We start from the raw sequence: 26,814 nt of genomic DNA, 5'->3' as shown, positions 1-26,814 counted from the left end.
AGGAAAAATGGCAAAAGAAATACTACCTACAACGAATAAAAAATTTATACAGTCGATTAAAAAATCGACGAAAGTGACTAAAAGTTTAGATAAACAATTAAGTAAAACAACAAAACGTCTTAATAATTTTATTAAACCACTTTCTAAAAGTAACAAGCTATCGAAACCTTTTGCTGATATGAAAAAACAGATAACTGCACTAAATCAAGCAATTGTGGCAAATGATCTAGCTAGCTTCGAAAGTGGATTAGCAGCTATTAGTACGACCTTTTCAGAACTATCTGTACAGAGTCAACAAATGATTCGATCATTAGGTTTGGTAAGTAAAAATTATGGATTATTAAGTCAAGCATTTCAAGGAAGTTTAACAATTGATGATACCAGTTTAGTTTCTTTAGACGTTCAAACCAAAAGTTTAATACAAAGTTTTAGTTCCGTTCAAGCAACTATTTCTAATTTAAAAAGTGAATTGATTATTGATACTACTAGTATTGCTACATTGATCGATTCTGGAAAAAATTTGACGACAGAATTTTCACTGATGAATCAGAATATGGCTGCATTCACTGGAACTTTTACAAGTAGTCAGTCTGTGATTGCTTCATTTGGCGGTACGATAAATAGCACATTGAGTTCAATTGATTCATCTATTAATAATCTAGTTTCCATAAGTGAGAATTTAGGGAATGTATTGACCAACGCGATAAAAGAGCCAGCGATAGAAGTGGAAAAATCTCAGAATAGTTTCGAAAAACTAAAAAATAGTCTGAACGAAATGTTTAAGCCTCTAGTAAAAGGCGTTGAGGCGGGAGCGACATTTGATGAGCTTAAAGGGAGAGTCAATAAATTGGATGAAGCCCTCGCAAATGTGGGATTTTCTGATTTTCAGACATCCATTTTTGGTGTCAGCAAAGCGTTTCAATCAGTTTCTTCTCAAGGCGGTTCCATGTTTCAAAAAATAAATGATTCTATAAACAGTACAGGAGAAAAATATTCACTACTAAAGAAAGTTTTTAAAGGAAAATTGGAAATTGACGATTCCAATTTCAATAAAATGGATGAAAATTCACAAAATCTTGTTCGTCGATTTTCTGAAGCAAAGAATGCTTTTAAAGTATTCAAGGGAGAGCTGAATGTTGGAGATGATGTGTTTAAGGAACTAGATAAAGCCTCTCAAATTTCAGTTAAGCGATTCTCTGAGATGGAAAAAAAATTCAGTGGTATAAAACAGACAATAGGAAATACTGGACTATCTGTATTGACTAAAATAGTCCCCCCTCAATTAACAGATCCTTTTGCTACTGGAGAAATGGACCCGACTGCATCGCTTAGATCAACTTTAGATTTTGGGTTAAATGATATAAAACAAAAATTTGCAAAGTTTAGTACAGTAGGGACCAATTTAGCAAAAACTGTTCAAATTCCTATGAAAGTTGGAACCACTGCACTAGGTGGGATGGTTCAAGGCTTAGTTTCAGTTATGGGGATTGCGATGAAAGCCATTGCGCCAACTGCAATTATAGGTGTTGCTTTGGCTGGGTTTGGATTATTGGATACTCAAATGGATGGTCAACTTGGCAACATGATTCAAACCGCAATAACTAAAGGTCCGGAAGTTATCACAGGTTTTGTTCAAGGAATCATTGATAAGCTTCCTGATCTAATTACTTCTGGAACACAACTAGTTGCTGGTTTAGCTGAAGCAATTTCGATAAATTTACCAGTGATTATTGAAAGCGGGATGGCGCTATTACAAACGTTGATTGACGGTGTAATTGCTAATTTACCTTCATTAATTAATTCAGCACTTTTGATTATAGAAACGTTAGCGACAAGTTTATTAACTGCTGCACCTCAATTACTTCTGATGGGCTTAGAGCTGCTATCGGCACTTGTCGATGGTCTATTTCAAGATCCCGCTAAACTGATCGATACAATTACATCGATTATTGATACGTTGACTGGTGAGATTACGACTAGTCTTCCGAAAATTATCGATAAGGGAATTGAAATTCTTGTGAAATTGGCAGAAGGAATTGCCTCAGTTTTACCTCAGTTGATTCCAGTTGCTTTAGAGGCAATGACTACCCTAGTACGAACTCTCTCAGAAAATTTACCGAAATTATTAGATGCAGCAGTTGAAATTGTTGGAAAGCTTTGTGAAGGACTACTTGCAAATCTACCTCAAATTCTATCAGCAGCTGTTGGTCTAATATTAGCACTTGTGCAAGGAATTGGTAAAAGTATCCCGAAAATCATTACTGCAGGGGCTCAAATCATGCTGAAGCTTCTTGAAACATTTGTAAAAGCTATACCAGATTTAAGAGATGCAGGTGGAAATTTAATTCAAGGCTTAATTGATGGGATTGGTGGTATGGCCAAAGCGGCATTAGAGGCAGTTAAAAAAATTGGTAAAAGTATTGGTGATACATTTAAATCTATTTTCAACATCCACTCACCTTCCCGCTGGATGCGTGATGAAATCGGAGCCATGCTCCCAGCTGGTCTTGCTATCGGAATCGAACGAAATGCGCATGTGATCGATCAGCCGATGGACGATTTAGCATCTAAAGTGATATTGCCAAGTTTAGACAGCTTAGATCAACAAGTCGACACGGTTCAACAATTATCCGTTCATTCCAGCAGCACACAAACACAGCAAAAAGAAAAACAACCTGCAACATTCAATATCAATTTTGGCAACCAGCAGTTTAAAGCCTTTGTTTCAGATATTTCTGAAGCAATGGGACAAGATGCTGCAATCAACTTAGCATTTTAGAAGGAGGAAAGAGATGTATTATTTTGAAGACACACTAGAAAAAGGTCATAAAGATGAGTTGATCCTTCCTTCTTCTGCATTGATGTATGACGGTGTTTATATCGAAAAAATGATCGAAGGATATCGCACCTTAGCTGTAACTGGCAGGGAAATGTTATCACTGGACATCGAAACACAGAACACACAAGTTGGAAGTATCAAATTAAATCAAAAATTACCTGCGAGAGCGATCAAAGTCACCTATCAGTTAATGGGTAAAAATGCTCAGGATGTGCAAAAAAAATACCATCGTTTGATGCAACTGCTTTATCGGGAAAAGGATGTTGAGCTTCGCTTTAAAGATGAGCTTGATTACCACTATTACGGTCAATATGTCACAACAGATGAGGTGCGTGGCGATACGAATAATATCATCGCAAGTTTTGAACTACTTTGTAATGATCCTAAAAAGTATTCGCTTTTGCTATCAACTGACAGCCAAATCACAACTTATTTACCATATCCAGTGACACCTGAAAAAATCACTGTGACGATTGCCAAATTTGGCACATTGTTGATTCAAAATGAAGATAAGGCGATAAAAATTACCAGCTATAACTTAAGTGCTGATGATCAGGTCGTATTTGATTTCTTAAAAGGAAAGGTATTTGTGAACGGAATCGACCAAACCTTTTTATTGGATTTAGAAAGTGATTTTGAGAATTTTCAGATTCGTGAAGGACAGACTGTCACATGTAGCAATGGACAAATGCTTCTGTCTTATCGGGAGGTACAATTATGACAAGTGTTTATTTTTTTGATGAACAGCAACACTTACTTCGGATCGTAAATGAGAAAGAATTAGTAGAGGTTGTTCAGGAGAAAGAAATCACAAGCAATAGAGAAGAATTGCTTCATGATACCTTGAATGTTTCCGTAATTTATGATGAGGAATTAAAAGGAGCCTCTTATATGGCTGTAAAGGAAAGTAAAGACTTTTACAGCTTATACCGTATTGTTGTCGATAGCGAAGCTGAAAATATTCTTTCATTTGTAGGTATTGCTTTTGCACCAGACGAACTAGATTCTTATGTCGTAAAAAATGTTTCAGTAAAAAATATTTCTATTAAAGAGACACTTCAAAAATTATTACAAGAGACAGAATGGCAGATCGGTCACGTAAATAATGGACTGCCTTCAGTAACTGCAGACTTTAACTACTTATCGATTCGCGATGCCATGAAGGAACTGCAGACTAAAGGCTGTGAGATTTTGTTTAAATATAAAATCGACGGCATCGGGATCACAGAAAAATGGGTAGAAGTCTATCGTGAAATCGGGGAACAAAGCAATCAGCGGTTTACGTATGGTGATAAAGCGCTAAGCATTGTCAAAGAGCAGGATCGTAACGAAGTCTATACGAGCTTGATCGGTCGCGGTCGCGGGGAAGATGTCGGTGATGGAAAAGGGAAACGGATCGAATTTACAACGATCGAATGGAAAAAATCAAACGGCGATCCGTTAGACAAACCCAAAGGTCAAAATTGGCTGGAATTTCCTGAGATGACGAAGCAATATGGCATTCCTTTAAAAAACGGCGGAATGCGAAAACGAGAAAAGGTCATCACTTTTGATGAAGTTGAAGAGCCAAAAGAATTACTAAAACAAACCTATGAGGCACTTGTGAACTATTCCCGTCCGCTCACGCAGTTTAAAACAGAAGTTTTAGGTGGAGATGCAATCGGCAATACTGTGACGATCCATCACCATGAGCGTAACTATCATTACCAAACTCGGATTTTTAAAGTTAAAATCGATCATCTGACGGGAAAAGTGGAAGCTGGTTTAGGCGACAATATCACAAAAAGTATGTCAAAAGCCGCTTCTGAGCTAAAAGGAAATGTTGCTTCTTTAGAAGAAAAAAAGATGACATTTTATGATTCAGAAGAAATTTCGAAATGGCAGGATGATATCATTCGCGGAGCTAAAGGTGGATCGATCAAATTGATGAACGGGATCGAAACAGGAAAATCTGATAGTCGAGAACCTTATCAGATGGTTTGGATGAATAAAGATTCTCTTGAATCAAGTAATCATTTTTTAGTAGCCAACAGTGAAGGCATTGGTTTTATTGATGGAGATTTCACGAAAGGTAAGTATAAAAGTGCATGGACAATCGATGGGAAATTCAATGCTGACTTTATCCAAGCAGGCACGATTAGAGGAAGAAATATAGAGGGATGCGAATTCAGAACTTTAGATAAAACCTTTCAGATAAAAATTTTCGATGGAACGATTATTTTTAGCGATAAAAGTGTTAATAAACGCTTGGGTTCTATAAGCGCAACATTAAGTGATAATGTAGTTAATGGATTTGCAGTTATACAGCAACCTGGATTTATTTTTTCTTTGAATTCTGGAAGTAAGGATAAGGAAGGAACATCGAATTATGTTATACAAATCCCAAAAGAAAGTACAATGGAAGATCCTAAGCTAAATTCTAGAGCTGAATGGAAACATAAAGGCGATTTACACGTTACAGGTAAACTGACTTTAGAAGGTGATTTACACATAAAAGAAAAACTTTTCCTAAATGGTAAAGAAATCACTGGGAATGGCAATGGCAGCGGCGGTAATAATGGGGGAACACCTCCAGAATTAACGACAGAACAAGAAAAAAATGCATGGACAGTTTGGCAGTTCTTTAAATCAAAAGGCTGGACAGAACAATCTATCGCAGGGATGTTGGGCAATATTCAAAGTGAATCTGGAATTATGCCGGATATTGATGAATTAAGCGGTGGAGGCGGCTATGGACTTACACAGTGGACGCCTAAATCTAAACTAGTTGATTGGTGTGCTGAGCGAGGAATTGACCATCGAACAATGGATGCACAATGTCAAAGAATCCAATGGGAAATGGAAAATAATGTCCAATGGTTTTATAATCCTCAACGTCCGGATATTGGCTATATTTCTTTTAAAGAGTTTACCCAACTTACAAATGTCACATTAGCCGCAGACTATTTTATCGCATTGTATGAGCATCCAGCAGATCCATATCAGCCGATTCGAAGTCAACAGGCTCAATACTGGTATGACAAATTAAAAAATTTGAAACCCGGTGCATCTACAGGTGAAGCAGGTTTAGCGCATTTAGACTCTCTATATATGCAACGTTTAGGTAATGGACAGTGTTACGCTGTTTCCGCCGAATATTCAGGCTTTTTAGGAGGTTGCGGCTTAGGTGCGGGTACACAATATGGGTTAAGTCATGTGATTGGTAATACAGAAGCAGCGGCAGATATCGGTAGAGCATATAATTGGGCTGCTGTAGGCTGGAATGTGATTGAAAATCCAGAATATAAAGACTTAGTTGTGGGAGCAATAATCAACTGGAAACGTGGTGGGAACATTGGCGGCTTCAACGTTGATTATAGTTATGGACATACTGGCGTGATTAGAGGAATCAGTAATGGTGGTTTCCAAACTTATGAACAAAATATCGGCTTAGGACAAGTCGTAGGGAAATACGAACGTACATGGGTCGGATCGAGTGAAATCAGTTCAATCGTCATCCCGCCCAAATAATCGATTTTTAGAAAGGAGTGAGTGAATGTCTATCGTTTATCCAATTTTTTTATCCATCACACAACCGAATGACAATATTCCAACGATGGTCATACGTCAATTCGACGAAGGCACTCAAGTGTTGGATGTTACGATCACAGAACATGGCAAACCAAAAGACATTTCAAATTTAACCCCATTTTTCTGCGTAAAGCAAGGACATCATGCTGGCTTAGGGTTATCTGAACAAAAAGTCACTAAGATCATTGATGCAAAAAAAGGGAAAATTCAATATACATTAACCAATTATGATATGCAGTCAGTGGGAGAAAATACAGCCTACTTCAGCTTTAGAGAACTCCAAAAGGATCTAAGCTGGCGTCAGCAATTTTCAACGAGAGATTTTGCATATCAAGTCAAAGAAAGTATTTACGAAGACGGAATCAAAGACAGTAATTATATTTGGACCTTTGAAGAAATTCTTCGCTATTTTACAGAGTGGGTGAAAACCTGTCAGGAAATTTATGATGACTGGTATCTTGTTGCGCAAGCTGAATTACAGCGGATCATCAATGAATTTCAGGGCTGGATTACGTCAAATCAAGAACGCTTCGATCAGTGGACTGCTGTTCAAAGAGCAGCTTTTGATGACTGGTTTGCTTCTATTAAAACCATTCTAGATGAGAATGCAGCGGGAAATCTGCTGCATTTAATCGAAGATCTAAAACAATCTCATTTCACGTTGAAAAGCGGAGAAACAGGTATTTTACGAACGATTCGTGATGATAATTTCAGCTTGAATCATCATATGACAAAAGTAGAAACAGTTCCGCACAAAAAAGAAGCATCAGCATTGGTCATTGCTGAAATCGACAGTCAAAAACAAGATACGTTCTTTTTACGAAAGGTGGGTTCCGTTTAATGGCAAATGAGGTAGAAATTAAAAAAGTCATGGAAACAGATACGACAGGTGTGAAACGTCAAGTATTTCCGGAAACGCATGTAAGTGCAATTCTAGGACTTGAGAGTATCGAAAATGTAGGAACAGGTGTGACATCGATCAATGGTAAAACTGGAGATATCACGTTGACAGCAAAGGATTTAGGCGTCGAAGGAACAGGAATCACAATAGATAAGGTGGGATCAGTATGACAGATATCGTTGAATTAAAAAGCGATGGCATCGTTGTTTTTCCAAAAACGCACGTAAGTGCAGTTGAAGGGATCACAACGATCAAAGGGGAAAAAGGAGATACAGGACCAGCAGGCCCGCAAGGACTAACAGGAGCCCAAGGTCCTCAAGGTGTCCCAGGCGAAAAGGGCGCACAAGGAGCAACTGGCCCTCAAGGACCTGCTGGAACAAATGCAACAACGACTGCTGCCGCAACTCAAACAGTAAACGGGTTGATGAGCGCGACAGATAAGAAAAAATTAGATACATTACCAACAATAACATTTAATAAGGTGGGATCAGTATAATGGCAGATATCGTACAATTAGAAGAAAAAGGGAACTTGCTCTATCCAAAGACACATACAAGCGCGATTGATGGGTTAGATGAAACATTGGTGAAAAAAACGGGCGATGAAGATATTGCTGGTGTGAAGAATTTTACGGATGGATTGAAAATTAGTAATGAGGAAGTAGTATCGGGATACGATAAATATAGCCTTAATGACAAGCTAATTAATACTGCCGCTAAGGCTAACGTTTCTGAGTTAGCTGGAACTTTCGTTAAAGTGGGAAACATTGTTACTTTCAATGGTAGAATGAATATCAGTACAGTTATGACTGCGGGTCAGTTTGTAGAAGTATGTGATATCCCCAGTCAGTTTATCCCAAATTCGGCTGGATATTGGAATACAGCTGTTACAATTAATCAATTCAGTACTGCTGAGGCTAATAGAGTTGCTTTTCTTGATGGTGCTGCAAAGACTTTGAAAGTTTATACAAATAAAATAGGAAATCACTATTTGACAGCATCATGGAGTATATCTAAATAAAAAAACAGCTTGGAGCATATGCTCCAAGCTGTTTTCCATTTTTAATTGATACGCCAAGAGAGATTCGAACTCCCGACCGCTCGCTTAGAAGGCGAGTGCTCTATCCAGCTGAGCTATTGGCGCATGAATAACGCAACAAAATTTATTATAATGAACATGGAAAACAAAGTCAATCATTAATTAGAAATAACACCAAAAATTTTTGAAACAAGTATTAAACGATAGAGAAATCAAGTTTTCATTGACTCTCTTATCTTATTTTGATATAGTATTACTGTTGTAATTGTGGTCTCCACAGCTACAACCGCACAGAACAAGTCTTAAGCATGAGATTCTCATCACTTGGGATGGCGAGTCTAAGTCTAGAAGAAGGAGGTGCTGTATAGCATGTACGCAATTATCAAAACTGGTGGTAAACAAGTAAAAGTTGAGGTAGGTCAAGCAATTTACGTTGAAAAATTAGACGTAGAAGCTGGCGAAAAAGTTGTTTTTGACGAAGTTATCTTAGTGGGTGGCGAGTCTACGAAAGTAGGAGCTCCAACTGTTGCAGGTGCAACTGTCGAAGGAACTGTTGAAAAACACGGCAAACAAAAGAAAGTCGTGACTTTCAAATACAAACCTAAAAAACACACTCACCGTAAACAAGGTCATCGTCAACCATATACAAAAGTCGTGATCGAAGCAATCAACGCATAATTCTTTTAAGTTGCATAGGAAAGAAGGCCTATCAATGATTAAAAGTTCTTTTAAACGAAATGATGCAGGTCAGATCATTTCTTTTGAAGTAACTGGGCATGCTGAAGCTGGACCTTATGGCAGTGACATCGTTTGTGCAGCAGTTTCTGCATTAACGATCAGTACGGTCAATGGTATCGATGCTCTAGCTGGTTTTGAACCGATCGTTGAAACCAATGAAGATGAAGGTGGCTACCTTTATGTTGAAATGATTTCAAAAGCGAATCAGGAACAAACCAATATCGCCCAAATTCTCTTGGAAAACCTTTTATTAGGTTTACAAGCAGTCGAGCAAGAAAATCTTGAATTTATTCAAGTCAAAACCATAAACGAAAAATAGGAGGTGCAGACGATGTTACTAAATATGAATTTACAATTATTCGCCCATAAAAAAGGTGGAGGTTCTACTTCCAACGGACGTGATTCAGAATCTAAACGCTTAGGCGCTAAGAGTGCTGATGGCCAAACTGTTACTGGTGGATCGATTTTATACCGTCAACGCGGAACTAAAATTTATCCAGGAGCTAACGTAGGTATTGGTGGCGATGACACTTTATTTGCTAAAGTTGATGGCGTAGTACGTTTCGAACGTAAAGGCCGTGACAAAAAACAAGTGTCTGTTTATCCAGTAGCTCAATAATTTTAGAACGAATGAACTCTGTCTCTTATAAAATAAGAGACAGAGTTTTTGCGTTATTATCCTTTCCAATCTATGTATGTAAGAATAAACTCATTCACTTCATTCTTCACTAGGAGAAGAAAAAGCTTTATGGTATGATAGATTTGTTTGGTATAAACGTTAAACGGAGGCTATGAAATGTTCAAGTTATCGTCAATTAAACACTCGAAAAAACAAATTCTTCAAGCAATTATTATTATTGGGTTATTATCTTTTCTGATACTTTCTCCTCAATTATATAAACATGCATTGATTATCTCTAATGATTTTATATTCCATATGAATCGTTTTTATGACTTGAGTCAACAATTGAAGACAGGTCATTTTAATTACTTTCAATCTTTATATGGTTTTGCTCAGTCTGGTAGAATCGTCAATGCGATGTATGGCATGGATTTTGCTTTTATACAAGCAATTCTATTGACTATTTTTGGTACCTGGTTCAAGTTTCAATTAGTTTCATCATTTTTATGTTTTTTTGTCAGTGGAATCTCAATGTATAGTTTGGCGCGCTACGCAAAAGTTAAGCATTCTTATTCTCTAGTAGCTGCTATCTTTTATATGTCGACCTCAACGATTGCTTATTATGCATTAGTAACAAACTTTTCCGGTTGGGGAGCAGCTTTTTTACCACTGGCTTTTCTTCCAGTAGTCTATATGTCCCAAAATAAAGAACGACCGATCAAACCTTTGTTATTGGGTCTACCGATAGCATTACTGCTTTCTGTTCATTTATTTTCAACGGTATTGGCAGTATTGGCTTTGATTCCTTTTTATATATATACTTTCTTTACTTGTAGAAATAAACTAGCTATGATCAAAGATACATTGTTAGCTATTTTGATTGCTGTCTTGCTTTCTACTAACACGTTTGGTGCTATATATGATTTATCAAGTGACAACTTAATTAGCCCTTATGCGGTTAAGGATATGATGGCCAATAGCACTTCTTTTTCAATTGGGATGCCTGGATGGGCAACGCTTGGTTTGATTTTTTCTTTCTTGTTCATTTTTCAGGCAGTTTCAACAGGTGTCTTTTGGAAGCAACTTTCTCATTTTGAACGATTACTTAATTCAGTAGGAATTTTCTTTTTATTCCTTTCTTCAAAATTCGTTCCTTGGAATAGTATTGCAGCTCGATTTACGTTTATTCAGTCGATGCAGTTTCCTCAAAGATTTGTCTGCGTAGCGTGTATCTTATTGTTATTAGGTTGGGCAATTAGAATGCAGAGAATGAGTGAAGATTCATCCATAACCAATCAAACAGTTCAGCGAATCGTTATGATTTTCTTTGCTACACTAGCCCTTATCAGCTGTAATAACATTAATTTACAAATTTCTTCAAGCTCAGATGCTTGGAGCTCGGAACAACCTATCAAAGACAAAGCAGCAACTATTCTTGAAAATGATCCGGAAAAAATTCGACAAGCTTTTGGGGGGAATAATCCTTTAGGAACTGCTTTTAAAGCTGTTGATAAATCAACAGCTGATTATTTGCCAAGATATACTGACGAACAATTTAAGACATACGGAACTTATGCAGAAGAAATTCTCCAAAATGAAGTGAATTTGACACGAAAAATAACATCTGACAACCGGATAGAATTAACGTGGGAGAATAAGTTGCCAAATGATAAGAACTTACTTCCAGTAATTATCTACAACCGGACTTCCGTAGAGTTAAATGGTAAAAAGCTATCAAAAGCAGATTATGAAGTTTCTAATATTGGCAGCCTGATCATAAAAGCTCCTAAAGGTGAAAATACAGTTGTTGTAGGATATGATCCTAGTATTATCTTCAAAATATCTATAGTTATTAAGGTTTTATCCTTGTTAGCTTTGTTGATTTATGGCGTGAAAACTTTTATGAGGCTTTCTCTCAAAAATAAGAAGTAAAATAAAACTCTAGTAGTCTAAATTGTTCTTTGGGCTATTAGAGTATTTTTTATTGAGAAGATAAAAAATACTTACGAGAAACTTTTTTTTATGGTAGCATAATCTCTGTTATGAAAAAAAGAGGAGTGTATGTATGCCGAAAACAAAAAAAGAAAGTTTATTTTTTACAACGATTGTCTGTTTTTCCATGGTGTTTTCAATGAGTCTTTATAATTTGCTGTTGCACGATCAATTGTCATGGAGCCATCTAGTGGGTGGGTTAATTCCCGGTTTTCTAGTGGCTTTTTTAGTCGACGTGTTCATTGTGGCGAATACCGCAAAAAAAGTTGCTTTTGCTTTACCGATCAATAGAGAAAAACAGCTTCATATGATTGTTGCTGTTTCTAGTTGTATGGTGTTCGGAATGGTCTTTTTCATGTCCATTTACGGTGTCGTGATTCAAACTGGTTTTACAGAAGAATTTTTTAGCAACTATATAGGAGCGTTTAGGCAGAATTTAGTAATGGCCCTACCGTTGCAACTATTGATTGTTGGTCCTATATGCCGCTTGATTTTGAAGAAAAGCCGTCAAAGAGATTGGTTGAGTCAAGAAACGATCAATTGATTTGTAGTGGAAAATAAGCAGAAAATGTATCTCCTAAAATGCTTTCAAAAGGGTTTAGCTTTTCAAAAATAGCAGATAGTTGCTATAATTGAGTGAATAGCGATAAAAGAGGAGGCCTTTAGAAATGGAGATACATGAACGAATTGTGAGATTACTAAATTCCAGTAAAGTATTTTTACTTGCGACCATCGATAAAAGGGAATTTCCAACAGTGATTACCGTATCTACACCCTTATGGAGAGAAGGATTGTTGAAATTACAATTTTATTTGGATGGGGAAGGAGAAACAGTCAAAAATATTCGTTGTAACCCCAATGGGTCTGTTTGTTGCTATGAAGAAATTGCCCATGAAAGCTTGTTGCTAAAAGGAAAATTTTCTGTTGAAGAATTAGATTCTAATGATGAGATCGCCTCTAAATTATCTGATTATCAAAAAGAACTGAATCATCAAACACCAGTCTTAGTGACCTTTGAAACTTGGACAGCAAGAATCCATATGGATAAAAAAACAAAAGATATCATTGTTTAATGAATCAATGATCAATGAAAAGGAATAAGTCTGAGCATTTTTTGCTTGAGGCTTTTTTTCTTTTTTCTTAATAACTCTTCATAAAATATTCGAACCAATTTATGCTTTCGTTAAGCTTTCTAAGGTATAGTGATTATATTATCAGGAAGAGCAATAAGAAGGAGGGATGGCAATGTACGCTGTAAAAGTATTACATGGATATATTAGTAAAGACGGACAACGTACAAGAGATAAAAATCGAGCACGAGTCTTTGTTGATAAAAATTATGCAGAAAAATTTGCCAATAAAATTGGTGGACGAGTCAAAGAATTTTCTAGATAAATAAACAGGAAAAAGATAGAGGCTGAAACAAAAGTGTTTAGTTCCGAGAATCGAGTAGGTACTGTGCAAGACTGTTTATCTGCGACGAGTCTTTGACGAGAAAGCATCAACTTGTTCCTCGCTGTGTTTTACAGCAATTTCGGCTTATTTCGAAGCCTCCAACTCTTAGGGCTTTAGCACTTGGAATTTTGCTAGTTTCACTTTGTTCTTTGAACGATAGTGAAACTTTATGCGTTAGCTGATGTGATCGAAGCATAGCGTAGTAGTTGCTTTTTTCACCGTTTATTCGATTTTAGAGAGCAAGACAAAACTGAAAATCAGTTTTGTCTTGCTCTCTACTTTTTTTAAATATACAAATCAAATACAGCAATTTCCGGTGGTACTCTAAAACGGGCAGGTATTTTCGTTGTTCCTAATCCTGTATTGACATATAGCGTTGTGTCACCTGTTAGATTGTAAAAACCGCTAAAATACTTTTCTGCCATAACATTTTTGATCGTTAGAAAAGGAATATTGATTTGTCCGCCATGACTGTGACCGGACAAAATCAGCTGGATATTTTGATCCACTAATTGATCAGCTACATCTGGTTCATGACTAAGTAAAATCGTGTAATCGCTTTGACGGTTGCTCAAAGCTTCTTCAATAGAAGAGTTTCCTAATAAAGAATCATCTAAACCACTGATAAAAATATTTTTTCCATCTGCATTAGCAACGTTGATCCCTGTATTTTCCAATAATTGAAAACCAGCTGCAGCTAATATTTCCGGGTAAACACGAGAGGCTCCGCCGCCATAATCATGATTGCCCCAAACAGCGAATTTTCCTAGCGGAGCAGTTAATCGACTTAAGGCAGCTGTGACTTCTTCAGCAGGTCCGTACGTTGCATAATTATCAAATAGATCACCAGTAAATAAAATGATATCCGGCTTTTCCTGATTCACCTTTGTAACAATTTTTTCAAGCTGAGTCGTTGGATAGTTTTTTTGAATATGTATATCCGAAAGTTGAACAACTTTGACTGGTTTTTGTCCTTGATTATTTCCGAGTGTATAGTTGTGAGTGACGATTCGTTTTGGTTCTATCAAAAAGGCATAGAAGATCATACCAATAATTGCTAAAAATAGGACGAGAAAGAATATAGATCGTTTTTTCATTGATTACCTCGCTTTCTGTACAAAGTGTATCAAAATTATCTTAAAGAATAGTAAAGAATGTAGTGTAGAGTGGAAGTTTTAGAATAACTTAGAGGTTAAATTTTCTTTTAGATAAATTAATTTTTCCGGATTAAAACTAAAATAAAAAGATTCCCTAAATTGAACCGAATAGGTAACAAACAAAGTGAAAATTTGCTACAATTGAAGAGGATGCTATAAAGAAAGAAGGAAAAACAATGATGAGCAGAGTAAATAAATTAAGAACTCTAATGAAGGAAAACAATCTAGATGCCTTTTTAATCACCAGCGCGTATAATCTACGGTATTTAACAAACTTTACAGGAACTACAGGATTAGCAGTGATCACATTAGACAAAGCATTTTTTGTCACAGATTTTCGTTATACAGAGCAAGCGGCAGCACAAGCACAAGGCTACGAAATCGTTCAAAATGCAGGGCCGATCTTTGATGAGGTTGTTGCGATTGCAGAAAAAGAACAGCTGAAAAATATCGCTTTTGAAGAGTTATTTGTCAGCTTTGCTGAATATAGTGTGCTGGAAGAAATCACCCCGTGTGAATTAGTTCCAGTAGCTGGTTTGATCGAAGAACTACGTGAAGTGAAGGATGAAGAAGAGATTGCGATCATTGAGAAAGCATGTAGCATTGCTGATCTTGGCTTCAAACATATTTTAACAGTCATCAAACCAGGGATGACAGAAATTGAGATCGCCAATCAATTGGATTTTTATATGCGTTCATTAGGAGCAACTGACGTTTCATTTGAAACGATCGTTGCCAGTGGGGTGCGTTCGGCTATGCCACATGGCGTTGCCAGTGAAAAAATCATTGAAAAGGGTGATTTGATCACGTTAGATTTTGGCTGCTACTACCAAGGCTATGTTTCTGATATGACAAGAACGTTTTCAATTGGTGAACCTGATCCTAAGTTGAAAGAGATCTATCAAATCGTTTTAGAAGCACAATTGAAAGTGTTAGATGAAGCAAGACCGGGATTGACAGGTATTCAACTGGATGCGATCGCTCGTGATCATATTGCTTCTTATGGTTATGGAGAAGCTTTTGGTCATAGTACAGGACACGGAATTGGTTTAGAGATCCACGAAGGACCTAATGTTTCATTTAGAGCAGAGAAACAATTCGTGGCAGGGAATGTGATCACAGATGAGCCTGGGATTTATTTACCAGGACTTGGCGGTGTCAGAATCGAAGATGATCTACTGATCACGAAAGACGGCAATCGTGTATTGACACATTCACCGAAAGAATTGATTATTTTATAATTTGTAGAACACGTTTTCCTGACTCTTTTTTTGGTAGCGAAAACGATCATTTAATGATAAACTAGGTGTGAATGTAAACTTAGATAGGTATATGGACGAAAGCTTGAAAATAGAAGGAAAGTTTCTCGAACATAACTATTGAGGAGGATAAAAATGACTGACGAAAAAAATCTAGTGATTAATACAAAAGATGCTTTAGGTGAAATCGTGATCGCACCAGAAGTAATTGAAGTCATTATTGGTATTGCAGCTTCTAAAGTTGATGGCGTATATGGCATGCGCGGAACATTTGCTAATAATGTAACAGAGTTCCTTGGTCGTGCTGCTCACGGCAAAGGTGTCTTTTTAAGAGCGGAAGAAGAAGGCTTGAAAGTCGATATTTATTGCTACTTGAATTACGGGATCTCTGTACCGAAAGTTGCCTTAGAGATGCAGGATCGTGTAAAACAGCAAGTATTGTTTATGACTGATATCGATTTAGTCGAAGTAAATATCCATGTAGTGGCAGTCGTTCCTGAAAAGCTTCCTGAGCCAGATTTCGATGAATTATTCCCAGAGGAAGAGGGAGAAAATGAGTAAGCCGAGCTTTACTCGTCATGAGATTCGTGAAAAAGCACTACAAGCTTTATTTCCTTTGGATTTTAATATCGATTTGACGAAACAAGATGCGATTTATTATGCTTTAGAATTAGATAACCGTGATATCATCAGCGAAGATGGGGAAGAATTTGTTCCAACTTATCTAGATTTATTGGTTGGTGGCGTCTGTGACCGTAAATCAGAGTTAGATGAGGTCATTAAGAAACATTTAGGTACGAATTGGACGATCAATAGGATCGCTAAAATGGACTTGATCATTCTACGTATGGCTATTTTTGAAATGATCTATGCAGGAGATGTGCCTAATACAGTAGCATTGAATGAAGCAATTGAATTAACCAAAAAATTTAGTGATGACCGCTCAAGAAAATTTGTCAATGGCGTACTGTCAAATGTCATGAAGGATCTTGAAGAGTAAGAAGCGTTCGTTTCCTTTAACGAATAAAATTTAAAATGACTAAGGATGGCTCAGAGAGTTGCTCTTAGTCATTTTTTTTGTACATAAATCAGATAACAGACAAGATTATACAGTGTAAAGACTCCCTAATCTATGCTAAAATGAAACAATACAAACAAAAAAAGAGGAGTGATCTCATGGGAGAGTTAATCAACGGTCGTGAATTAGCAGACAAAATGCAGGCGCAAATCAAAGAAGAAGTAACAGAACTTGAAAAAAAGGGCATTAAACCGGGTTTAGTCGTGTTGTTGGTCGGTGAAAATCCAGCGAGTCAAACGTATGTGAAGAACAAAGATTTAGCAGCAGCTAAAATCGGGATTCGTTCAAAAATCGAACGTTTGCCTGAAACGATTTCAGAAGCTGAGTTACTTGAGGTGATCGAACGCTACAATCAAGATCCCGAATTTCATGGTATTTTGGTTCAGTTACCGTTACCAAAACATATCGATGAAGAAAAAGTCTTACTTGCTGTTGATTCGAACAAAGATGTTGATGGCTTTCATCCAATGAACATGGGACACTTATTTATCGGTGAGCCGACAATGGTTCCATGTACGCCTTACGGCATCATGAAAATGTTTGAAGCCTATAATATCGACTTAGAAGGGAAACGAGCAGTAGTGATCGGACGGAGTAATATCGTTGGTAAACCGATGGCTCAGTTAATGATGATGAAAAATGCGACTGTGACGATCGCTCATTCTAGAACTGTAGATTTACCGGCTGTTACCAGAGAAGCAGATATTCTTGTTGTTGCGATCGGTCGCGGCCATTTCGTGACAAAAGAGTTCGTGAAGCCTGGTGCAGTCGTCATTGATGTGGGCATGAACCGCGATGAAAACGGGAAGCTGATCGGTGATGTGAAATTTGATGAAGTCTCAGAGATCGCCAGCTATATCACGCCTGTACCAAAAGGTGTTGGTCCGATGACGATCACGATGCTGATGTATCAAACAGTCGAGGCTGCTAAAAAACAAAAGTAAGGTGAGAAGATGGAACAGCAATATTTAACAGTCACAGCTTTAACCAAATATTTAAAACGTAAATTCGATGCTGATCCATACTTGGAACGAGTATATTTAACAGGAGAAATTTCTAACTTTCGCTTACGGCCAAACGCCCATCAATATTTTAGCTTAAAAGATGATGGTGCAAAAATTTCTGCAATTATGTTTAAATCAGCCTTTCAAAAGCTGAAGTTTCAACCTAAAGAAGGAATGAAGGTCTTAGTTGTCGGTCGCGTATCTCTATATGAAAATGGCGGCTCGTATCAAATTTATGTTGAACATATGGAGCCCGATGGTGTTGGCGCGCTGTATCAGGCATTAGCCGAATTACGTGAAAAACTAGGAAAAGAAGGCTTATTTGAAGGACCTAAAAAAATGCTGCCTCGTTATCCTAAACGAATTGCAGTGATCACTAGTCCTAGCGGGGCAGTTATTCGAGATATTATTACAACGGTGAAAAGAAGATATCCGATTGCTCAGCTGGTTCTTTTTCCTACGTTAGTCCAAGGAGACCAAGCAGCAGATGATATTGTACGGAATATTCAACGAGTGGAAGAATTAGGTACTTTTGATACAATGATCATGGGTCGAGGCGGTGGTTCTATTGAGGATCTGTGGCCTTTTAATGAAGAACGGGTGGCCAGGGCGATTTATCAGGCGAAAACGCCGATCATTTCTTCTGTCGGGCATGAAACGGACGTGACGATCGCGGATATGGTTGCAGACGTTCGTGCTGCGACACCAACTGCGGCGGCAGAATTAGCGGTTCCGGTTTTAAATGAAGAATTATTGAAAATCAACGATCGCCAAACACGTTTAGAACAAAGCTTTATTTACCAATTGAAGCAAAAGACTGATCGCTATCAGCGTTTAAAAAATTCGTATGTCTTCAAACAGCCGGATCGTTTATATGAAGGACAAACCATCAAGTTAGACCGAATCACGCAACGTTTGATTCAGTCGATGGAAACTGTTTATCATCAAAAACAACGGACAGCGCAAGAAATCATAGGTCAGTTCAGACAACAAAGTCCTCAAAGTCAGATCAGAGAAGGACAGCAGCAATTAAAATTTTTGGACGAATCCTTGCATAATCGCATGGAACAGTACATGAAAGACAAACAAAAGCAATTTAGCTCTGCTGTGCAACAGCTAGATCTATTAAGTCCTTTAAAAATCATGGGTCGTGGCTATAGCTATACAACGAAAGAACAGCAAGTGATCAAATCGGTCACTGAACTAAAACCAAAAGAAAAAATCCAGATCCATTATGTTGATGGAGTCGTAGATACGGTGGTAGAAAAGGTTTTACCCGTGGAAGAGGAGCAATAAAATGGCGAAAGAAAAAACAGTCGAAAAAACTTTTGAAGAATCATTAACCGAATTAGAAGAAATCGTTCAGCGCTTAGAGCGCGGTGATGTTCCCTTGGAAGAAGCTTTAGCAGCTTTCCAAGAAGGAATGGCATTGAGTAAACAGTGTCAGGATACCTTGCAAAAGGCTGAAAAGACCTTAACAAAAGTGATGACAGAAAATAATGAAGAAGTTCCATTCGAAGAAGGCGGGGAAGCTTGATGGAAGATTTCACCAGTTTCCGTAAGCAAAGTTTACCGCTTATCGAAAAGGAAATGGAAGATTTTATCAATCAGTACACGTCGAATGAACAATTGAAAGAAGCGATGCTATATTCGATTCATGCTGGCGGGAAACGATTCCGTCCACTATTAGTTTTAGCTGTACTTCATTCATTTGATCGTTACCCGAAAACATACGATTATCAAATTGCTGCGGCATTAGAAATGATTCATACGTATTCGTTGATTCATGATGATTTGCCTGCAATGGATGATGATGATTTGCGTCGTGGAAAGCCGACGAATCATAAAGTATTTGGTGAAGCGCATGCTATTCTAGCGGGGGATGGATTGTTGACAGCTGCTTTTCAGCTTGTATCACTCAGTCAGATCCAGTCAGATCAAAAAGTACTATTGATCCAGCTTTTGAGCAAAGCTGCTGGAACACAAGGCATGGTTGCTGGTCAGGCTGGGGATCTTCAAGGAGAAAAACGTTCTTTGACTTTGGCTGAACTAGCGAATGTTCACGAAAAGAAAACAGGAGCGTTGATCGAATTTGCTCTTTTAGCTGGCGGGATTTTAGCTGAACAGCCGGAAGAAGTCGTTGATTTATTAGGCATTTTCGCTAAGCATCTAGGGTTAGCTTTTCAGATCAAAGATGATTTACTTGATGCGACAAGTTCGGAAGCTGAGTTAGGCAAACAAGTTGGACGTGATGAAGCTTTAAATAAAAGTACTTACCCAAGTCTGCTTGGTCTAGAAGGTGCAAAAGCTGCATTAGTAGAACAGCTGACATTAGGAACGAAAACTTTAGAATCTGTAAAAGAAATCAGCAGTGAATTTCAACCAGCATTCTTACAAGAATTTTTAAATCAACTGCATTTATCATAGAAAGAAGGCACTTATGAAAAAAGAGCGCGTAGACAGCTTAGCGTTTAACCAAGGATTATTTGAAACAAGAGAAAAAGCCAAACGTGCGGTGATGGCTGGTTTAGTTTATAACGATAAGAATGAACGGCTAGATAAACCTGGCGAAAAAATTTCAGTGGAAACTCCGCTTCAAGTCAAAGGCCAAACGTTACCTTACGTATCACGCGGAGGATTGAAATTAGAAAAAGCTCTAAAAGTTTTCGACATTGACGTAGCCGGTCAGACAATGCTGGATATTGGAGCATCGACTGGCGGTTTTACAGATGTCGGGTTACAAAACGGTGCTCGTTTAAGCTATGCTTTGGATGTAGGGTATAATCAGCTTGCCTGGAAAATTCGTCAAGACGAGCGAGTGGTGGTGATGGAGCGGACCAACTTCCGTTATAGTACGCCTGATGATTTTAAAGAAGGGGTTCCGGATCTTGCAACGATCGATGTTTCGTTTATCTCACTCAAGCTGATATTACCGCCATTGCATGCAATTTTAAAACCAGGGGGTCAGGTCGTGGCGTTGATCAAACCTCAATTCGAAGCAGGGAAAGAATTGGTCGGTAAAAAAGGGATCGTACGTGAGCCGGAGACACATAAGCTTGTTCTGAACGATATTTTATCGTTCGCTCAAGAGCATGGCTATACGATCAGTGGCTTAGACTATTCGCCGATTACAGGCGGCGAAGGAAATATCGAATTTTTAGCTTACTTGACATCTGTTGAAGGAGAAGGTGGCATAGTAGACTCGGTCGATATCGATGAAACAGTTGCAGCTGCCCATAATAAGCTAAAGAAATAAGCAAAAAATAGAATATTTATGATTGATTGCGGTTTAACTGAAATAGTTAAAACCGCAGTTTTTGGTTGTAGTCTTTTACTAAGCCGGTAATTCTACGGATTGGAACAACTGCTTTTAGACTTTCAAAATGCCTGAAAATACGCTATGATAAAATGGAAATGGATTTGTAAAGGAGCCTATTATTATGAGGAAAAAAGATCGGCATCGTCTGATTACTCGTTTATTAGCAGATAAAAATATTCAAAAGCAAGAGGATTTTGTGAATTTATTGCAGGAAAAAGGAGTCGAAGTGACTCAAGCGACGATTTCCCGTGATATCAAAGAAATGAAATTGATCAAAGTCCCTTCAGCAGAAGGCGGCTATCGTTATAGTGTCCCGATCCAAACCCAAGAAGATATGGCTCAAAAATTAGAGAAATTGATGAAAGATGCGTTTATTTCTGTCGATCAGATGGATAAGCAGGTTATTTTGCGTACTATACCAGGGAATGCTGCGGCAGTTTCTAACTTGATCGAAAAGCACTACAAGGACATTGTTTTTGCTGCAATCAATGATGATGATAGTGTATTGATCATTGCACGGACTGAAAAAAATGCCGAGTATTTAAAAGCTGAATTTTTCCAATATATTTAAACGTGAGGTGAACGAATATGCTGCAGGAGCTTTCTGTACAGAATTTTGCGATCATTTCTTCTCTACAACTGGAATTTCAAATGGGAATGACCGTTTTAACAGGTGAAACAGGCGCAGGTAAATCGATTATTATTGATGCGATGGGCTTATTGACTGGTGGCCGCGGATCAAGTGACTATATTCGTCAAGGGGCATCAAAATGTGTGCTTGAAGGACTCTTTACGATGCCGAAAAATCAAGAGCTGATCAACCTATTAGAAGAATTAGGAATCGAAACGGATGAAGATTCGCTGGTGATTCAACGAGATATTTCCGCTTCTGGAAAAAATGTTTGCCGCGTCAATGGCCGTATCGTCAATATCGCTAATTTACGTAAAGTGGGTGAATTTCTAGTAGATATCCATGGGCAAAACGAGCATCAGGAATTGATGCAAAGTGAAAAGCATCTAGGGATGTTGGATGATTTCGGTGATAAAGAATTGTTGAAAATCAAAGAGCAGTATGAGGAAATCTATTCTGAGTATCGGATGATCGAAAAGAAAGTGCGAAGCCGTCAGAAAAATGAAAAAGAATTTGCTCAGCGCATGGATATGCTGCAGTTTCAAAGCGATGAGATCGAAGCAGCTCAATTTGTAGTAGGCGAAGAAGAGCTACTGATGGAAGAACGGAACAAGCTGGGGAATTTTCAAAAGATAGCAGATGCTTTAGCAGCTAGCCACGAAGCGATCAACGGTGAAGGAGACAGCAGTCTAGATAAAATCGGGTATGCCATGAATGAACTTTCTTCTATTGAAACGCTCGATTCGGAATACAAAGCATTATCAGAAACCGTCCAAAATAGTTATTATCTATTACAGGAAGCTAGCGGTGATTTGGCACGGCATATCGATAGTTTAGAACTTGATGAAGATCGCTTGAATGAAGTAGAAATGCGCCTTGAACTGATTCGTCAAATGAAAAGGAAATATGGGGAATCGATTGAATCGATCCTTGAGTATTACCATGAAATTACTCGCGAGCTGGCGGATGCGGATTTTCTTGAAGGACGAACTGGTGAATTAGAGAGTCTTTTAGTGGAAAAGAAAGCCCAAGTGATCGAAAATGGCTTGAAGCTTCGTGAGATCCGAAAACAAGTTGCGAAAAAACTAGAAAAAGATATCTTAAAAGAATTAAAAGAATTATATATGGAAAGAACAGAATTTGATATTCGCTTTTTTGAGTTACCGGATGAACAGTTTACAGAAGAAGGGTTGGATCAGGTTGAATTTTATATTACAACAAACCCAGGTGAACCACTAAAACCTTTGGTCAGAGTTGCTTCTGGAGGAGAACTTTCTCGTGTGATGCTCGCTTTAAAAACGATTTTTTCAAAATCACAAGGGATCACGAGTATTGTTTTTGATGAAGTAGACACAGGAGTTAGTGGACGTGTAGCCCAAGCGATCGCAGATAAAATCCATCAAATCTCTGAAAATTCTCAAGTATTATGTATCACGCATCTGCCTCAAGTTGCAGCAGTTGCCGACTATCAATATTTTATCGAAAAAGAAATCATCGGTGAACGGACGGAGACAAAGGTACGACGTTTAGCTCAAAAAGAACGTGTAACTGAGATTGCTCGTATGCTTTCAGGTAGTGAAATCACGAAGCTTACAGTGGAACATGCGAAAGAATTGCTGAATATGGCTGGAAAAGAACGTAGCAATTAGTATCGATAAAGAAAAAAACTCTTTAGTTATCTATGAAAAATAGATAAACAAAGAGTTTTTTCTTTATTAAAATCAAAAAAAGGGAGACAAGCACGAATAGTTCAGTGGCCACATGTCTCCATAATTGTTTATATAGTCGATTATTTTAAGCTCATGATAGCCGTCAAAATAGTTGATCCGGCAATGGCAATCAGCATCAACCAAACAACGATTTTAGTTACTTTAGAAAAAGTACTGGTTTTTTTATTGTTCACTGATTATACACATCCTTATAGTTTGCTTTCTATAGTGTACAACCTTTTCATAAAATCAGCAACAGGAAATTTTACAAAAGGTTTCGTTTTTTCAGCCTGTAAATGACAAAAATACACGTTGCGGTAGTTACAACAGCAATCCAGAAAAAAGCATCCTCCCGATTGGCGAAAGGTAATTTAACATTCATTCCGAAGACACCGCCAATGATCGTTGGGATCGTTAAGACGATCGTAAGAGAAGTGAGTATTTTCATTACATTATTCAGGTTATTTGAAACGATAGCTGAAAACGTATCGCTGATTTTATCAACAAGTTTCAACTGGATCTTCGTCGTTGTAGCTGCCTGTTTTGTTTCCACGAGAATGTCATGCAGATGAGGTAAATGCGCTCTCGGATCATTGAAAATTCTAGCTGTATAAAGTCTATTTAACACTTCTAAGTTAGAATCGATCGCAGATTCAAAATAAACGAGACTTTTTTGTATATCCATAATTTGATAGAGTTGACTGTTCTCCGTAGAAACCTTCAATTCTCCTTCTAATTTGTTTGTCTCTTGAATTAAGTCTTTTAAGCAACGATTATAGTAAGTTGAAATGTGCCAAGATAAATATAGAATCAGTGATTCTTGAATCGGTAAGGTACTATCAGGCAAAGTTGTAGACAGTGCCTTTTGAAGAAAGTCAGCTGATTTATTGATGACCGTGATTATCTTTCCACTTGTTGTCAAAATCACAGCAAAAGGAAAAGTATCTAGCTGTGTGTAGCCGCTGGGACTGATTGTTGCATGCGGGTATTGGAGTAACATAAGCGCAGGTTCTTCTAATTTGTTTTGATGAAGACCCTCAAAACGAGAATTTTCATCATCATCCAGCACTCCTGTGATATAATCTTTAGGAAGCTTGTAGGTCGTTGTTAAATAATTGACTTCCTCTTCGGTCGGCCGTTCAACCGCTAACCAAACGGTATCTTCTGTATCTGTATGTGATGGGGCAAAATGTCCATCTTTCAAAGTTAAATAGTTGATCAAAAGCTCACCTCATTCTTTCGAGAGTTCGTTAGCTCCATTATAATCGAGTTTGTCTATTTTTGGGGAATAAAACCCTTGTCATTTAGTATTATTTAGGCATGAATTTTTAAACGAAATGAAACATCAATGTAAAGAAGATGAAGTATAGTTAACTAAGTGTGTTACGAAAGGAATTGTGTAGGAAATGGTGTCGTTTTCAGTCATTATGCTTTTTTGGTATGTATTTCCAGTAATTGTTTTATTTGCGTGTAATTTTATTATTTCAACGTTCTCATTGACGGAGCGCTATAAAGTAAAAGCACCAGATATTTCAATTCCATTTTTATTCATAGGATTAAACGAGCTGTCAAAAGACAGCTATGGGCAATCGATTGTGCCATATATGGTCATTTCTGTATTACTTTTGGGGATATGTGTTGCTGTTTTTCAGGCATACTATTATGGAGAGATTTTATACGGCAGATATTTTAAAATGTTTTGGCGTTTAGTCTTTCTTTTAAGCTTGATTTTGTATGCATTATTGATTCTGTTGAATATCGTTCATTATCTTGCATAAATCCTTTTTGATGAAAATGGATGGTATGTCATTGCGTGGGGGAAATGAACATTTCCCTCCACTTTCCACCACTAACAATTTCTGTAATAATTTTATGAGAACGAAGAGTGGTGGAAATGTGTAAACTGATCTTTGAAATACTGTTTTATAGGCGATGAGAGCGTTTTTTGAAAAATTCTTCTTCATTTTGTAATATTACAAAACTTTTAAATAACAATTAAATGGAAGAAGATTCTACGTTTTTGGTGGTAGAAAGTGGTAGGATGTGGTAGACTGTTTCTATCAAGTGGAAAAGTGGGGAATATTGGCTATGTTTATGGGTGAATTTCAACATAATATAGATGCCAAAGGCCGACTCATCGTACCTGCTAAATTTCGCGACCAACTCGGCGAGAAATTTGTAGTCACAAGAGGGATGGATGGCTGTTTATTTGGTTATCCAATGTCCGAATGGGAGCAACTAGAGGAAAAGTTGAAAGAAATGCCTCTGGCTAAAAAAGATGCCCGTACATTTGTCCGCTTTTTTTATTCGGCTGCAACAGAATGTGAGATCGATAAGCAGGGAAGGATAAATATTCCTGCTGCACTCAGAACACATGGCAGTTTAGAAAAAGCTTGTGTCATCATCGGTGTTTCAAATCGAATCGAGATTTGGGATGAAGCCCGCTGGCAAGAATTTTCTACAAAAGCTGAAGAGAATTTTGATGAAATTGCAGAAACAATGATTGATTTTGGTTTTTAGGAAGAGGAGCATTATGACGAAAGACTTTCAGCATTATACTGTTTTATTAAAAGAGACAGTAGACGGTTTACAAGTGAAAGAAGACGGCATCTATGTCGATTGTACATTAGGTGGCGCAGGTCATAGCGAATACTTACTTTCTAAGTTGAGTGAACAAGGTCACTTGTATGCATTCGATCAAGATCAAAATGCGTTGGATTTTGCAGCACAACGATTAAGACAATATGTTGATAAAGGTATGGTGACTTTTATCAAGTCGAATTTTCGACATTTGAAAGAAAAATTAGCTGAACAAGGTATTGACCACGTTGACGGGATTTTATACGACTTAGGTGTTTCATCACCTCAGTTAGATGAAGCCGAACGAGGATTCAGCTATCACCAAGATGCACCTCTCGATATGAGGATGGATCAAGAAGCGGAATTATCTGCATATAATGTAGTTAATGAATATAGTTATAATGAATTAGTGAAAATCTTCTTCCGTTACGGCGAAGAAAAATTTTCAAAACAAGTAGCCAGAGAAATTGAACGTGTTCGTGCAAAAGAACCGATCCAAACAACTGGTGAGTTGGTAGAAATCATCAAGGCAGCCATTCCGGCACCAGCCAGAAGAAAAGGCGGTCATCCTGCAAAACGGATTTTTCAAGCGATTCGAATTGCTGTGAATGATGAATTGAGTGTTGTAGAAGAGTCATTGGAGCAAGCAATTGCTTTATTAAATAAAAATGGTCGAATCAGTGTGATTACGTTTCACTCTTTAGAAGACCGCATCGTTAAGACGATGTTTAAAGAGTACAGCACGATACAAGATCTACCTCCGGGAATCCCAGTCGTGCCGGAAGAGTTTCAACCAGAACTAAAAGTAATCACAAGAAAGCCAATTTTACCAGGTGAGACTGAATTGGCGGAAAATAATCGCTCAAGAAGTGCAAAACTAAGAATTGCCGAAAAGGCAAAATCAAACAATTAGAGGAAGGGG

The 26,814-nt window shown here is 37.7% G+C and carries 30 protein-coding genes, 1 tRNA gene and 1 other annotated feature; of the genes, 27 read left to right on the top strand and 4 right to left on the bottom strand.

Annotated features, from left to right (window positions below):
• Nucleotides 1-7: 7 nt before the first annotated feature.
• Genes CC204_RS08140 through CC204_RS08110 form a run of 7 tightly spaced genes read left to right on the top strand, consistent with a single transcriptional unit; the run spans nucleotide 8 to nucleotide 8,330 of the window.
• Nucleotides 8-2,779 (top strand): phage tail protein, encoded by a 2,772-nt coding sequence (locus CC204_RS08140; protein ID WP_088269734.1) that lies wholly within the window; start codon nucleotides 8-10, stop codon nucleotides 2,777-2,779.
• A 13-nt stretch (nucleotides 2,780-2,792) separates the two neighbouring features.
• Complete coding sequence (locus CC204_RS08135) at nucleotides 2,793-3,560, top strand: distal tail protein Dit (RefSeq protein WP_088269733.1); 768 nt, start codon at nucleotides 2,793-2,795, stop codon at nucleotides 3,558-3,560.
• Nucleotides 3,557-6,349, top strand: coding sequence for a phage tail spike protein (locus tag CC204_RS08130; RefSeq protein ID WP_227011243.1), 2,793 nt, complete (start codon nucleotides 3,557-3,559; stop codon nucleotides 6,347-6,349). The genes CC204_RS08135 and CC204_RS08130 overlap by 4 nt, the downstream gene beginning before the upstream one ends.
• Nucleotides 6,350-6,374: 25 nt before the next feature.
• Entirely contained in the window at nucleotides 6,375-7,250 is an 876-nt protein-coding gene (locus tag CC204_RS08125; protein WP_088269731.1) for a phage baseplate upper protein, read from the top strand.
• Nucleotides 7,250-7,480 (top strand): hypothetical protein, encoded by a 231-nt coding sequence (locus CC204_RS08120; RefSeq protein WP_088269730.1) that lies wholly within the window; start codon nucleotides 7,250-7,252, stop codon nucleotides 7,478-7,480. The genes CC204_RS08125 and CC204_RS08120 overlap by 1 nt, the downstream gene beginning before the upstream one ends.
• On the top strand, nucleotides 7,477-7,806 hold the full coding sequence (locus CC204_RS08115; RefSeq protein WP_088269729.1) for a collagen-like protein: 330 nt from the start codon (nucleotides 7,477-7,479) through the stop codon (nucleotides 7,804-7,806). Before CC204_RS08120 ends, CC204_RS08115 begins: the two co-directional genes overlap by 4 nt.
• Nucleotides 7,806-8,330 carry a hypothetical protein gene (locus CC204_RS08110; protein ID WP_088269728.1) on the top strand — a complete coding sequence of 175 codons (525 nt, stop codon included), beginning with the start codon at nucleotides 7,806-7,808 and terminating at the stop codon, nucleotides 8,328-8,330. Before CC204_RS08115 ends, CC204_RS08110 begins: the two co-directional genes overlap by 1 nt.
• Before the next feature lie 49 nt (nucleotides 8,331-8,379).
• Here CC204_RS08110 and CC204_RS08105 read toward each other — a convergent pair.
• A tRNA-Arg gene (locus tag CC204_RS08105) sits at nucleotides 8,380-8,453 on the bottom strand.
• Nucleotides 8,454-8,622: 169 nt separating this feature from the next.
• Nucleotides 8,623-8,698, top strand: a sequence feature (ribosomal protein L21 leader region).
• 19 nt (nucleotides 8,699-8,717) lie between these two features.
• On the opposite strand from CC204_RS08105, the gene rplU reads away from it, so the two are divergent.
• From rplU to CC204_RS21375, 7 genes are all read left to right on the top strand, one after another.
• Nucleotides 8,718-9,026, top strand: coding sequence for a 50S ribosomal protein L21 (gene rplU, locus CC204_RS08100; RefSeq protein WP_069661579.1), 309 nt, complete (start codon nucleotides 8,718-8,720; stop codon nucleotides 9,024-9,026).
• Nucleotides 9,027-9,060: 34 nt separating this feature from the next.
• Nucleotides 9,061-9,405 carry a ribosomal-processing cysteine protease Prp gene (locus tag CC204_RS08095; protein ID WP_088269727.1) on the top strand — a complete coding sequence of 115 codons (345 nt, stop codon included), beginning with the start codon at nucleotides 9,061-9,063 and terminating at the stop codon, nucleotides 9,403-9,405.
• A 12-nt stretch (nucleotides 9,406-9,417) separates the two neighbouring features.
• Entirely contained in the window at nucleotides 9,418-9,705 is a 288-nt protein-coding gene (gene rpmA / locus CC204_RS08090) for a 50S ribosomal protein L27 (protein WP_010762831.1), read from the top strand.
• A 177-nt stretch (nucleotides 9,706-9,882) separates the two neighbouring features.
• Nucleotides 9,883-11,640, top strand: coding sequence for a hypothetical protein (locus tag CC204_RS08085; RefSeq protein WP_088269726.1), 1,758 nt, complete (start codon nucleotides 9,883-9,885; stop codon nucleotides 11,638-11,640).
• Nucleotides 11,641-11,773: 133 nt separating this feature from the next.
• Nucleotides 11,774-12,244, top strand: a complete 471-nt coding sequence (locus tag CC204_RS08080; protein ID WP_088269725.1) for a DUF2798 domain-containing protein — start codon at nucleotides 11,774-11,776, stop codon at nucleotides 12,242-12,244.
• Between the two features lie 124 nt (nucleotides 12,245-12,368).
• The gene (locus CC204_RS08075) at nucleotides 12,369-12,773 is read left to right on the top strand and encodes a pyridoxamine 5'-phosphate oxidase family protein (protein WP_088269724.1); all 405 of its coding nucleotides are present in this window, start codon (nucleotides 12,369-12,371) and stop codon (nucleotides 12,771-12,773) included.
• A gap of 172 nt (nucleotides 12,774-12,945) precedes the next feature.
• On the top strand, nucleotides 12,946-13,095 hold the full coding sequence (locus tag CC204_RS21375; RefSeq protein WP_088269723.1) for a hypothetical protein: 150 nt from the start codon (nucleotides 12,946-12,948) through the stop codon (nucleotides 13,093-13,095).
• A 344-nt stretch (nucleotides 13,096-13,439) separates the two neighbouring features.
• Here CC204_RS21375 and CC204_RS08065 read toward each other — a convergent pair whose 3' ends face one another.
• The gene (locus tag CC204_RS08065; RefSeq protein WP_088269722.1) at nucleotides 13,440-14,252 is read right to left on the bottom strand and encodes a metallophosphoesterase; all 813 of its coding nucleotides are present in this window, start codon (nucleotides 14,250-14,252) and stop codon (nucleotides 13,440-13,442) included.
• A gap of 236 nt (nucleotides 14,253-14,488) precedes the next feature.
• Here CC204_RS08065 and CC204_RS08060 point away from each other — a divergent pair, with 236 nt between their 5' ends.
• The 10 genes from CC204_RS08060 (at nucleotide 14,489) to recN (ending at nucleotide 23,252) form a co-directional block, all read left to right on the top strand.
• Nucleotides 14,489-15,553 carry a M24 family metallopeptidase gene (locus tag CC204_RS08060; RefSeq protein ID WP_088269721.1) on the top strand — a complete coding sequence of 355 codons (1,065 nt, stop codon included), beginning with the start codon at nucleotides 14,489-14,491 and terminating at the stop codon, nucleotides 15,551-15,553.
• 153 nt (nucleotides 15,554-15,706) lie between these two features.
• Complete coding sequence (locus tag CC204_RS08055; protein ID WP_088269720.1) at nucleotides 15,707-16,132, top strand: Asp23/Gls24 family envelope stress response protein; 426 nt, start codon at nucleotides 15,707-15,709, stop codon at nucleotides 16,130-16,132.
• Complete coding sequence (nusB, locus tag CC204_RS08050; RefSeq protein WP_087641014.1) at nucleotides 16,125-16,571, top strand: transcription antitermination factor NusB; 447 nt, start codon at nucleotides 16,125-16,127, stop codon at nucleotides 16,569-16,571. Before CC204_RS08055 ends, nusB begins: the two co-directional genes overlap by 8 nt.
• Before the next feature lie 176 nt (nucleotides 16,572-16,747).
• The gene (locus CC204_RS08045) at nucleotides 16,748-17,593 is read left to right on the top strand and encodes a bifunctional methylenetetrahydrofolate dehydrogenase/methenyltetrahydrofolate cyclohydrolase (RefSeq protein ID WP_088269719.1); all 846 of its coding nucleotides are present in this window, start codon (nucleotides 16,748-16,750) and stop codon (nucleotides 17,591-17,593) included.
• Between the two features lie 9 nt (nucleotides 17,594-17,602).
• Nucleotides 17,603-18,949: an exodeoxyribonuclease VII large subunit gene (xseA, locus tag CC204_RS08040; RefSeq protein ID WP_088269718.1), complete on the top strand. Its 1,347-nt coding sequence runs from the start codon at nucleotides 17,603-17,605 to the stop codon at nucleotides 18,947-18,949.
• Between the two features lies 1 nt (nucleotide 18,950).
• Nucleotides 18,951-19,190 carry an exodeoxyribonuclease VII small subunit gene (locus CC204_RS08035; RefSeq protein WP_088269717.1) on the top strand — a complete coding sequence of 80 codons (240 nt, stop codon included), beginning with the start codon at nucleotides 18,951-18,953 and terminating at the stop codon, nucleotides 19,188-19,190.
• Nucleotides 19,190-20,080, top strand: coding sequence for a polyprenyl synthetase family protein (locus CC204_RS08030; protein WP_088269716.1), 891 nt, complete (start codon nucleotides 19,190-19,192; stop codon nucleotides 20,078-20,080). The genes CC204_RS08035 and CC204_RS08030 overlap by 1 nt, the downstream gene beginning before the upstream one ends.
• A 13-nt stretch (nucleotides 20,081-20,093) precedes the next feature.
• The gene (locus tag CC204_RS08025) at nucleotides 20,094-20,909 is read left to right on the top strand and encodes a TlyA family RNA methyltransferase (protein ID WP_088269715.1); all 816 of its coding nucleotides are present in this window, start codon (nucleotides 20,094-20,096) and stop codon (nucleotides 20,907-20,909) included.
• 184 nt (nucleotides 20,910-21,093) lie between these two features.
• Nucleotides 21,094-21,543, top strand: a complete 450-nt coding sequence (locus CC204_RS08020; protein WP_088269714.1) for an arginine repressor — start codon at nucleotides 21,094-21,096, stop codon at nucleotides 21,541-21,543.
• Nucleotides 21,544-21,560: 17 nt separating this feature from the next.
• The gene (recN, locus tag CC204_RS08015) at nucleotides 21,561-23,252 is read left to right on the top strand and encodes a DNA repair protein RecN (protein ID WP_088269713.1); all 1,692 of its coding nucleotides are present in this window, start codon (nucleotides 21,561-21,563) and stop codon (nucleotides 23,250-23,252) included.
• 140 nt (nucleotides 23,253-23,392) lie between these two features.
• Here recN and CC204_RS08010 read toward each other — a convergent pair whose 3' ends face one another.
• Complete coding sequence (locus CC204_RS08010) at nucleotides 23,393-23,506, bottom strand: DUF4044 domain-containing protein (protein WP_088269712.1); 114 nt, start codon at nucleotides 23,504-23,506, stop codon at nucleotides 23,393-23,395.
• 71 nt (nucleotides 23,507-23,577) lie between these two features.
• Nucleotides 23,578-24,534, bottom strand: coding sequence for a magnesium transporter CorA family protein (locus tag CC204_RS08005; RefSeq protein ID WP_088269711.1), 957 nt, complete (start codon nucleotides 24,532-24,534; stop codon nucleotides 23,578-23,580).
• 184 nt (nucleotides 24,535-24,718) lie between these two features.
• Here CC204_RS08005 and CC204_RS08000 point away from each other — a divergent pair, with 184 nt between their 5' ends.
• From CC204_RS08000 to rsmH, 3 genes are all read left to right on the top strand, one after another.
• Nucleotides 24,719-25,090, top strand: a complete 372-nt coding sequence (locus CC204_RS08000; RefSeq protein ID WP_088269710.1) for a DUF3397 domain-containing protein — start codon at nucleotides 24,719-24,721, stop codon at nucleotides 25,088-25,090.
• A gap of 310 nt (nucleotides 25,091-25,400) precedes the next feature.
• Nucleotides 25,401-25,832 carry a division/cell wall cluster transcriptional repressor MraZ gene (gene mraZ, locus CC204_RS07995; RefSeq protein ID WP_088269709.1) on the top strand — a complete coding sequence of 144 codons (432 nt, stop codon included), beginning with the start codon at nucleotides 25,401-25,403 and terminating at the stop codon, nucleotides 25,830-25,832.
• 13 nt (nucleotides 25,833-25,845) lie between these two features.
• Nucleotides 25,846-26,805 (top strand): 16S rRNA (cytosine(1402)-N(4))-methyltransferase RsmH, encoded by a 960-nt coding sequence (gene rsmH, locus CC204_RS07990; RefSeq protein WP_162288334.1) that lies wholly within the window; start codon nucleotides 25,846-25,848, stop codon nucleotides 26,803-26,805.
• Nucleotides 26,806-26,814 lie beyond the last annotated feature (9 nt).

The organism is Enterococcus wangshanyuanii, from assembly GCF_002197645.1.
Taxonomy (GTDB): domain Bacteria; phylum Bacillota; class Bacilli; order Lactobacillales; family Enterococcaceae; genus Enterococcus_L; species Enterococcus_L wangshanyuanii.
This window is presented reverse-complemented; position numbering and strand designations above follow the sequence as displayed.

Excerpts from the sequence above, each read along its gene's own strand:
- CC204_RS08110 (WP_088269728.1), top strand. The coding sequence starts at position 7,806 with ATGGCAGATATCGTACAATTAGAAGAAAAAGGGAACTTGCTCTATCCA.
- CC204_RS21375 (WP_088269723.1), top strand. The coding sequence starts at position 12,946 with ATGTACGCTGTAAAAGTATTACATGGATATATTAGTAAAGACGGACAA.
- nusB (WP_087641014.1), top strand. The coding sequence starts at position 16,125 with ATGAGTAAGCCGAGCTTTACTCGTCATGAGATTCGTGAAAAAGCACTA.
- CC204_RS08060 (WP_088269721.1), top strand. The coding sequence starts at position 14,489 with ATGATGAGCAGAGTAAATAAATTAAGAACTCTAATGAAGGAAAACAAT.
- CC204_RS08120 (WP_088269730.1), top strand. The coding sequence starts at position 7,250 with ATGGCAAATGAGGTAGAAATTAAAAAAGTCATGGAAACAGATACGACA.
- rplU (WP_069661579.1), top strand. The coding sequence starts at position 8,718 with ATGTACGCAATTATCAAAACTGGTGGTAAACAAGTAAAAGTTGAGGTA.
- CC204_RS08135 (WP_088269733.1), top strand. The coding sequence starts at position 2,793 with ATGTATTATTTTGAAGACACACTAGAAAAAGGTCATAAAGATGAGTTG.
- rpmA (WP_010762831.1), top strand. The coding sequence starts at position 9,418 with ATGTTACTAAATATGAATTTACAATTATTCGCCCATAAAAAAGGTGGA.
- CC204_RS08095 (WP_088269727.1), top strand. The coding sequence starts at position 9,061 with ATGATTAAAAGTTCTTTTAAACGAAATGATGCAGGTCAGATCATTTCT.
- CC204_RS08000 (WP_088269710.1), top strand. The coding sequence starts at position 24,719 with ATGGTGTCGTTTTCAGTCATTATGCTTTTTTGGTATGTATTTCCAGTA.
- CC204_RS08045 (WP_088269719.1), top strand. The coding sequence starts at position 16,748 with ATGGGAGAGTTAATCAACGGTCGTGAATTAGCAGACAAAATGCAGGCG.
- CC204_RS08075 (WP_088269724.1), top strand. The coding sequence starts at position 12,369 with ATGGAGATACATGAACGAATTGTGAGATTACTAAATTCCAGTAAAGTA.
- CC204_RS08035 (WP_088269717.1), top strand. The coding sequence starts at position 18,951 with ATGGCGAAAGAAAAAACAGTCGAAAAAACTTTTGAAGAATCATTAACC.
- rsmH (WP_162288334.1), top strand. The coding sequence starts at position 25,846 with ATGACGAAAGACTTTCAGCATTATACTGTTTTATTAAAAGAGACAGTA.
- CC204_RS08140 (WP_088269734.1), top strand. The coding sequence starts at position 8 with ATGGCAAAAGAAATACTACCTACAACGAATAAAAAATTTATACAGTCG.
- CC204_RS08115 (WP_088269729.1), top strand. The coding sequence starts at position 7,477 with ATGACAGATATCGTTGAATTAAAAAGCGATGGCATCGTTGTTTTTCCA.
- CC204_RS08055 (WP_088269720.1), top strand. The coding sequence starts at position 15,707 with ATGACTGACGAAAAAAATCTAGTGATTAATACAAAAGATGCTTTAGGT.
- CC204_RS08130 (WP_227011243.1), top strand. The coding sequence starts at position 3,557 with ATGACAAGTGTTTATTTTTTTGATGAACAGCAACACTTACTTCGGATC.
- CC204_RS08125 (WP_088269731.1), top strand. The coding sequence starts at position 6,375 with ATGTCTATCGTTTATCCAATTTTTTTATCCATCACACAACCGAATGAC.
- CC204_RS08085 (WP_088269726.1), top strand. The coding sequence starts at position 9,883 with ATGTTCAAGTTATCGTCAATTAAACACTCGAAAAAACAAATTCTTCAA.
- CC204_RS08065 (WP_088269722.1), bottom strand. The coding sequence starts at position 14,252 with ATGAAAAAACGATCTATATTCTTTCTCGTCCTATTTTTAGCAATTATT.
- CC204_RS08030 (WP_088269716.1), top strand. The coding sequence starts at position 19,190 with ATGGAAGATTTCACCAGTTTCCGTAAGCAAAGTTTACCGCTTATCGAA.
- CC204_RS08025 (WP_088269715.1), top strand. The coding sequence starts at position 20,094 with ATGAAAAAAGAGCGCGTAGACAGCTTAGCGTTTAACCAAGGATTATTT.
- recN (WP_088269713.1), top strand. The coding sequence starts at position 21,561 with ATGCTGCAGGAGCTTTCTGTACAGAATTTTGCGATCATTTCTTCTCTA.
- CC204_RS08080 (WP_088269725.1), top strand. The coding sequence starts at position 11,774 with ATGCCGAAAACAAAAAAAGAAAGTTTATTTTTTACAACGATTGTCTGT.
- mraZ (WP_088269709.1), top strand. The coding sequence starts at position 25,401 with ATGTTTATGGGTGAATTTCAACATAATATAGATGCCAAAGGCCGACTC.
- xseA (WP_088269718.1), top strand. The coding sequence starts at position 17,603 with ATGGAACAGCAATATTTAACAGTCACAGCTTTAACCAAATATTTAAAA.
- CC204_RS08020 (WP_088269714.1), top strand. The coding sequence starts at position 21,094 with ATGAGGAAAAAAGATCGGCATCGTCTGATTACTCGTTTATTAGCAGAT.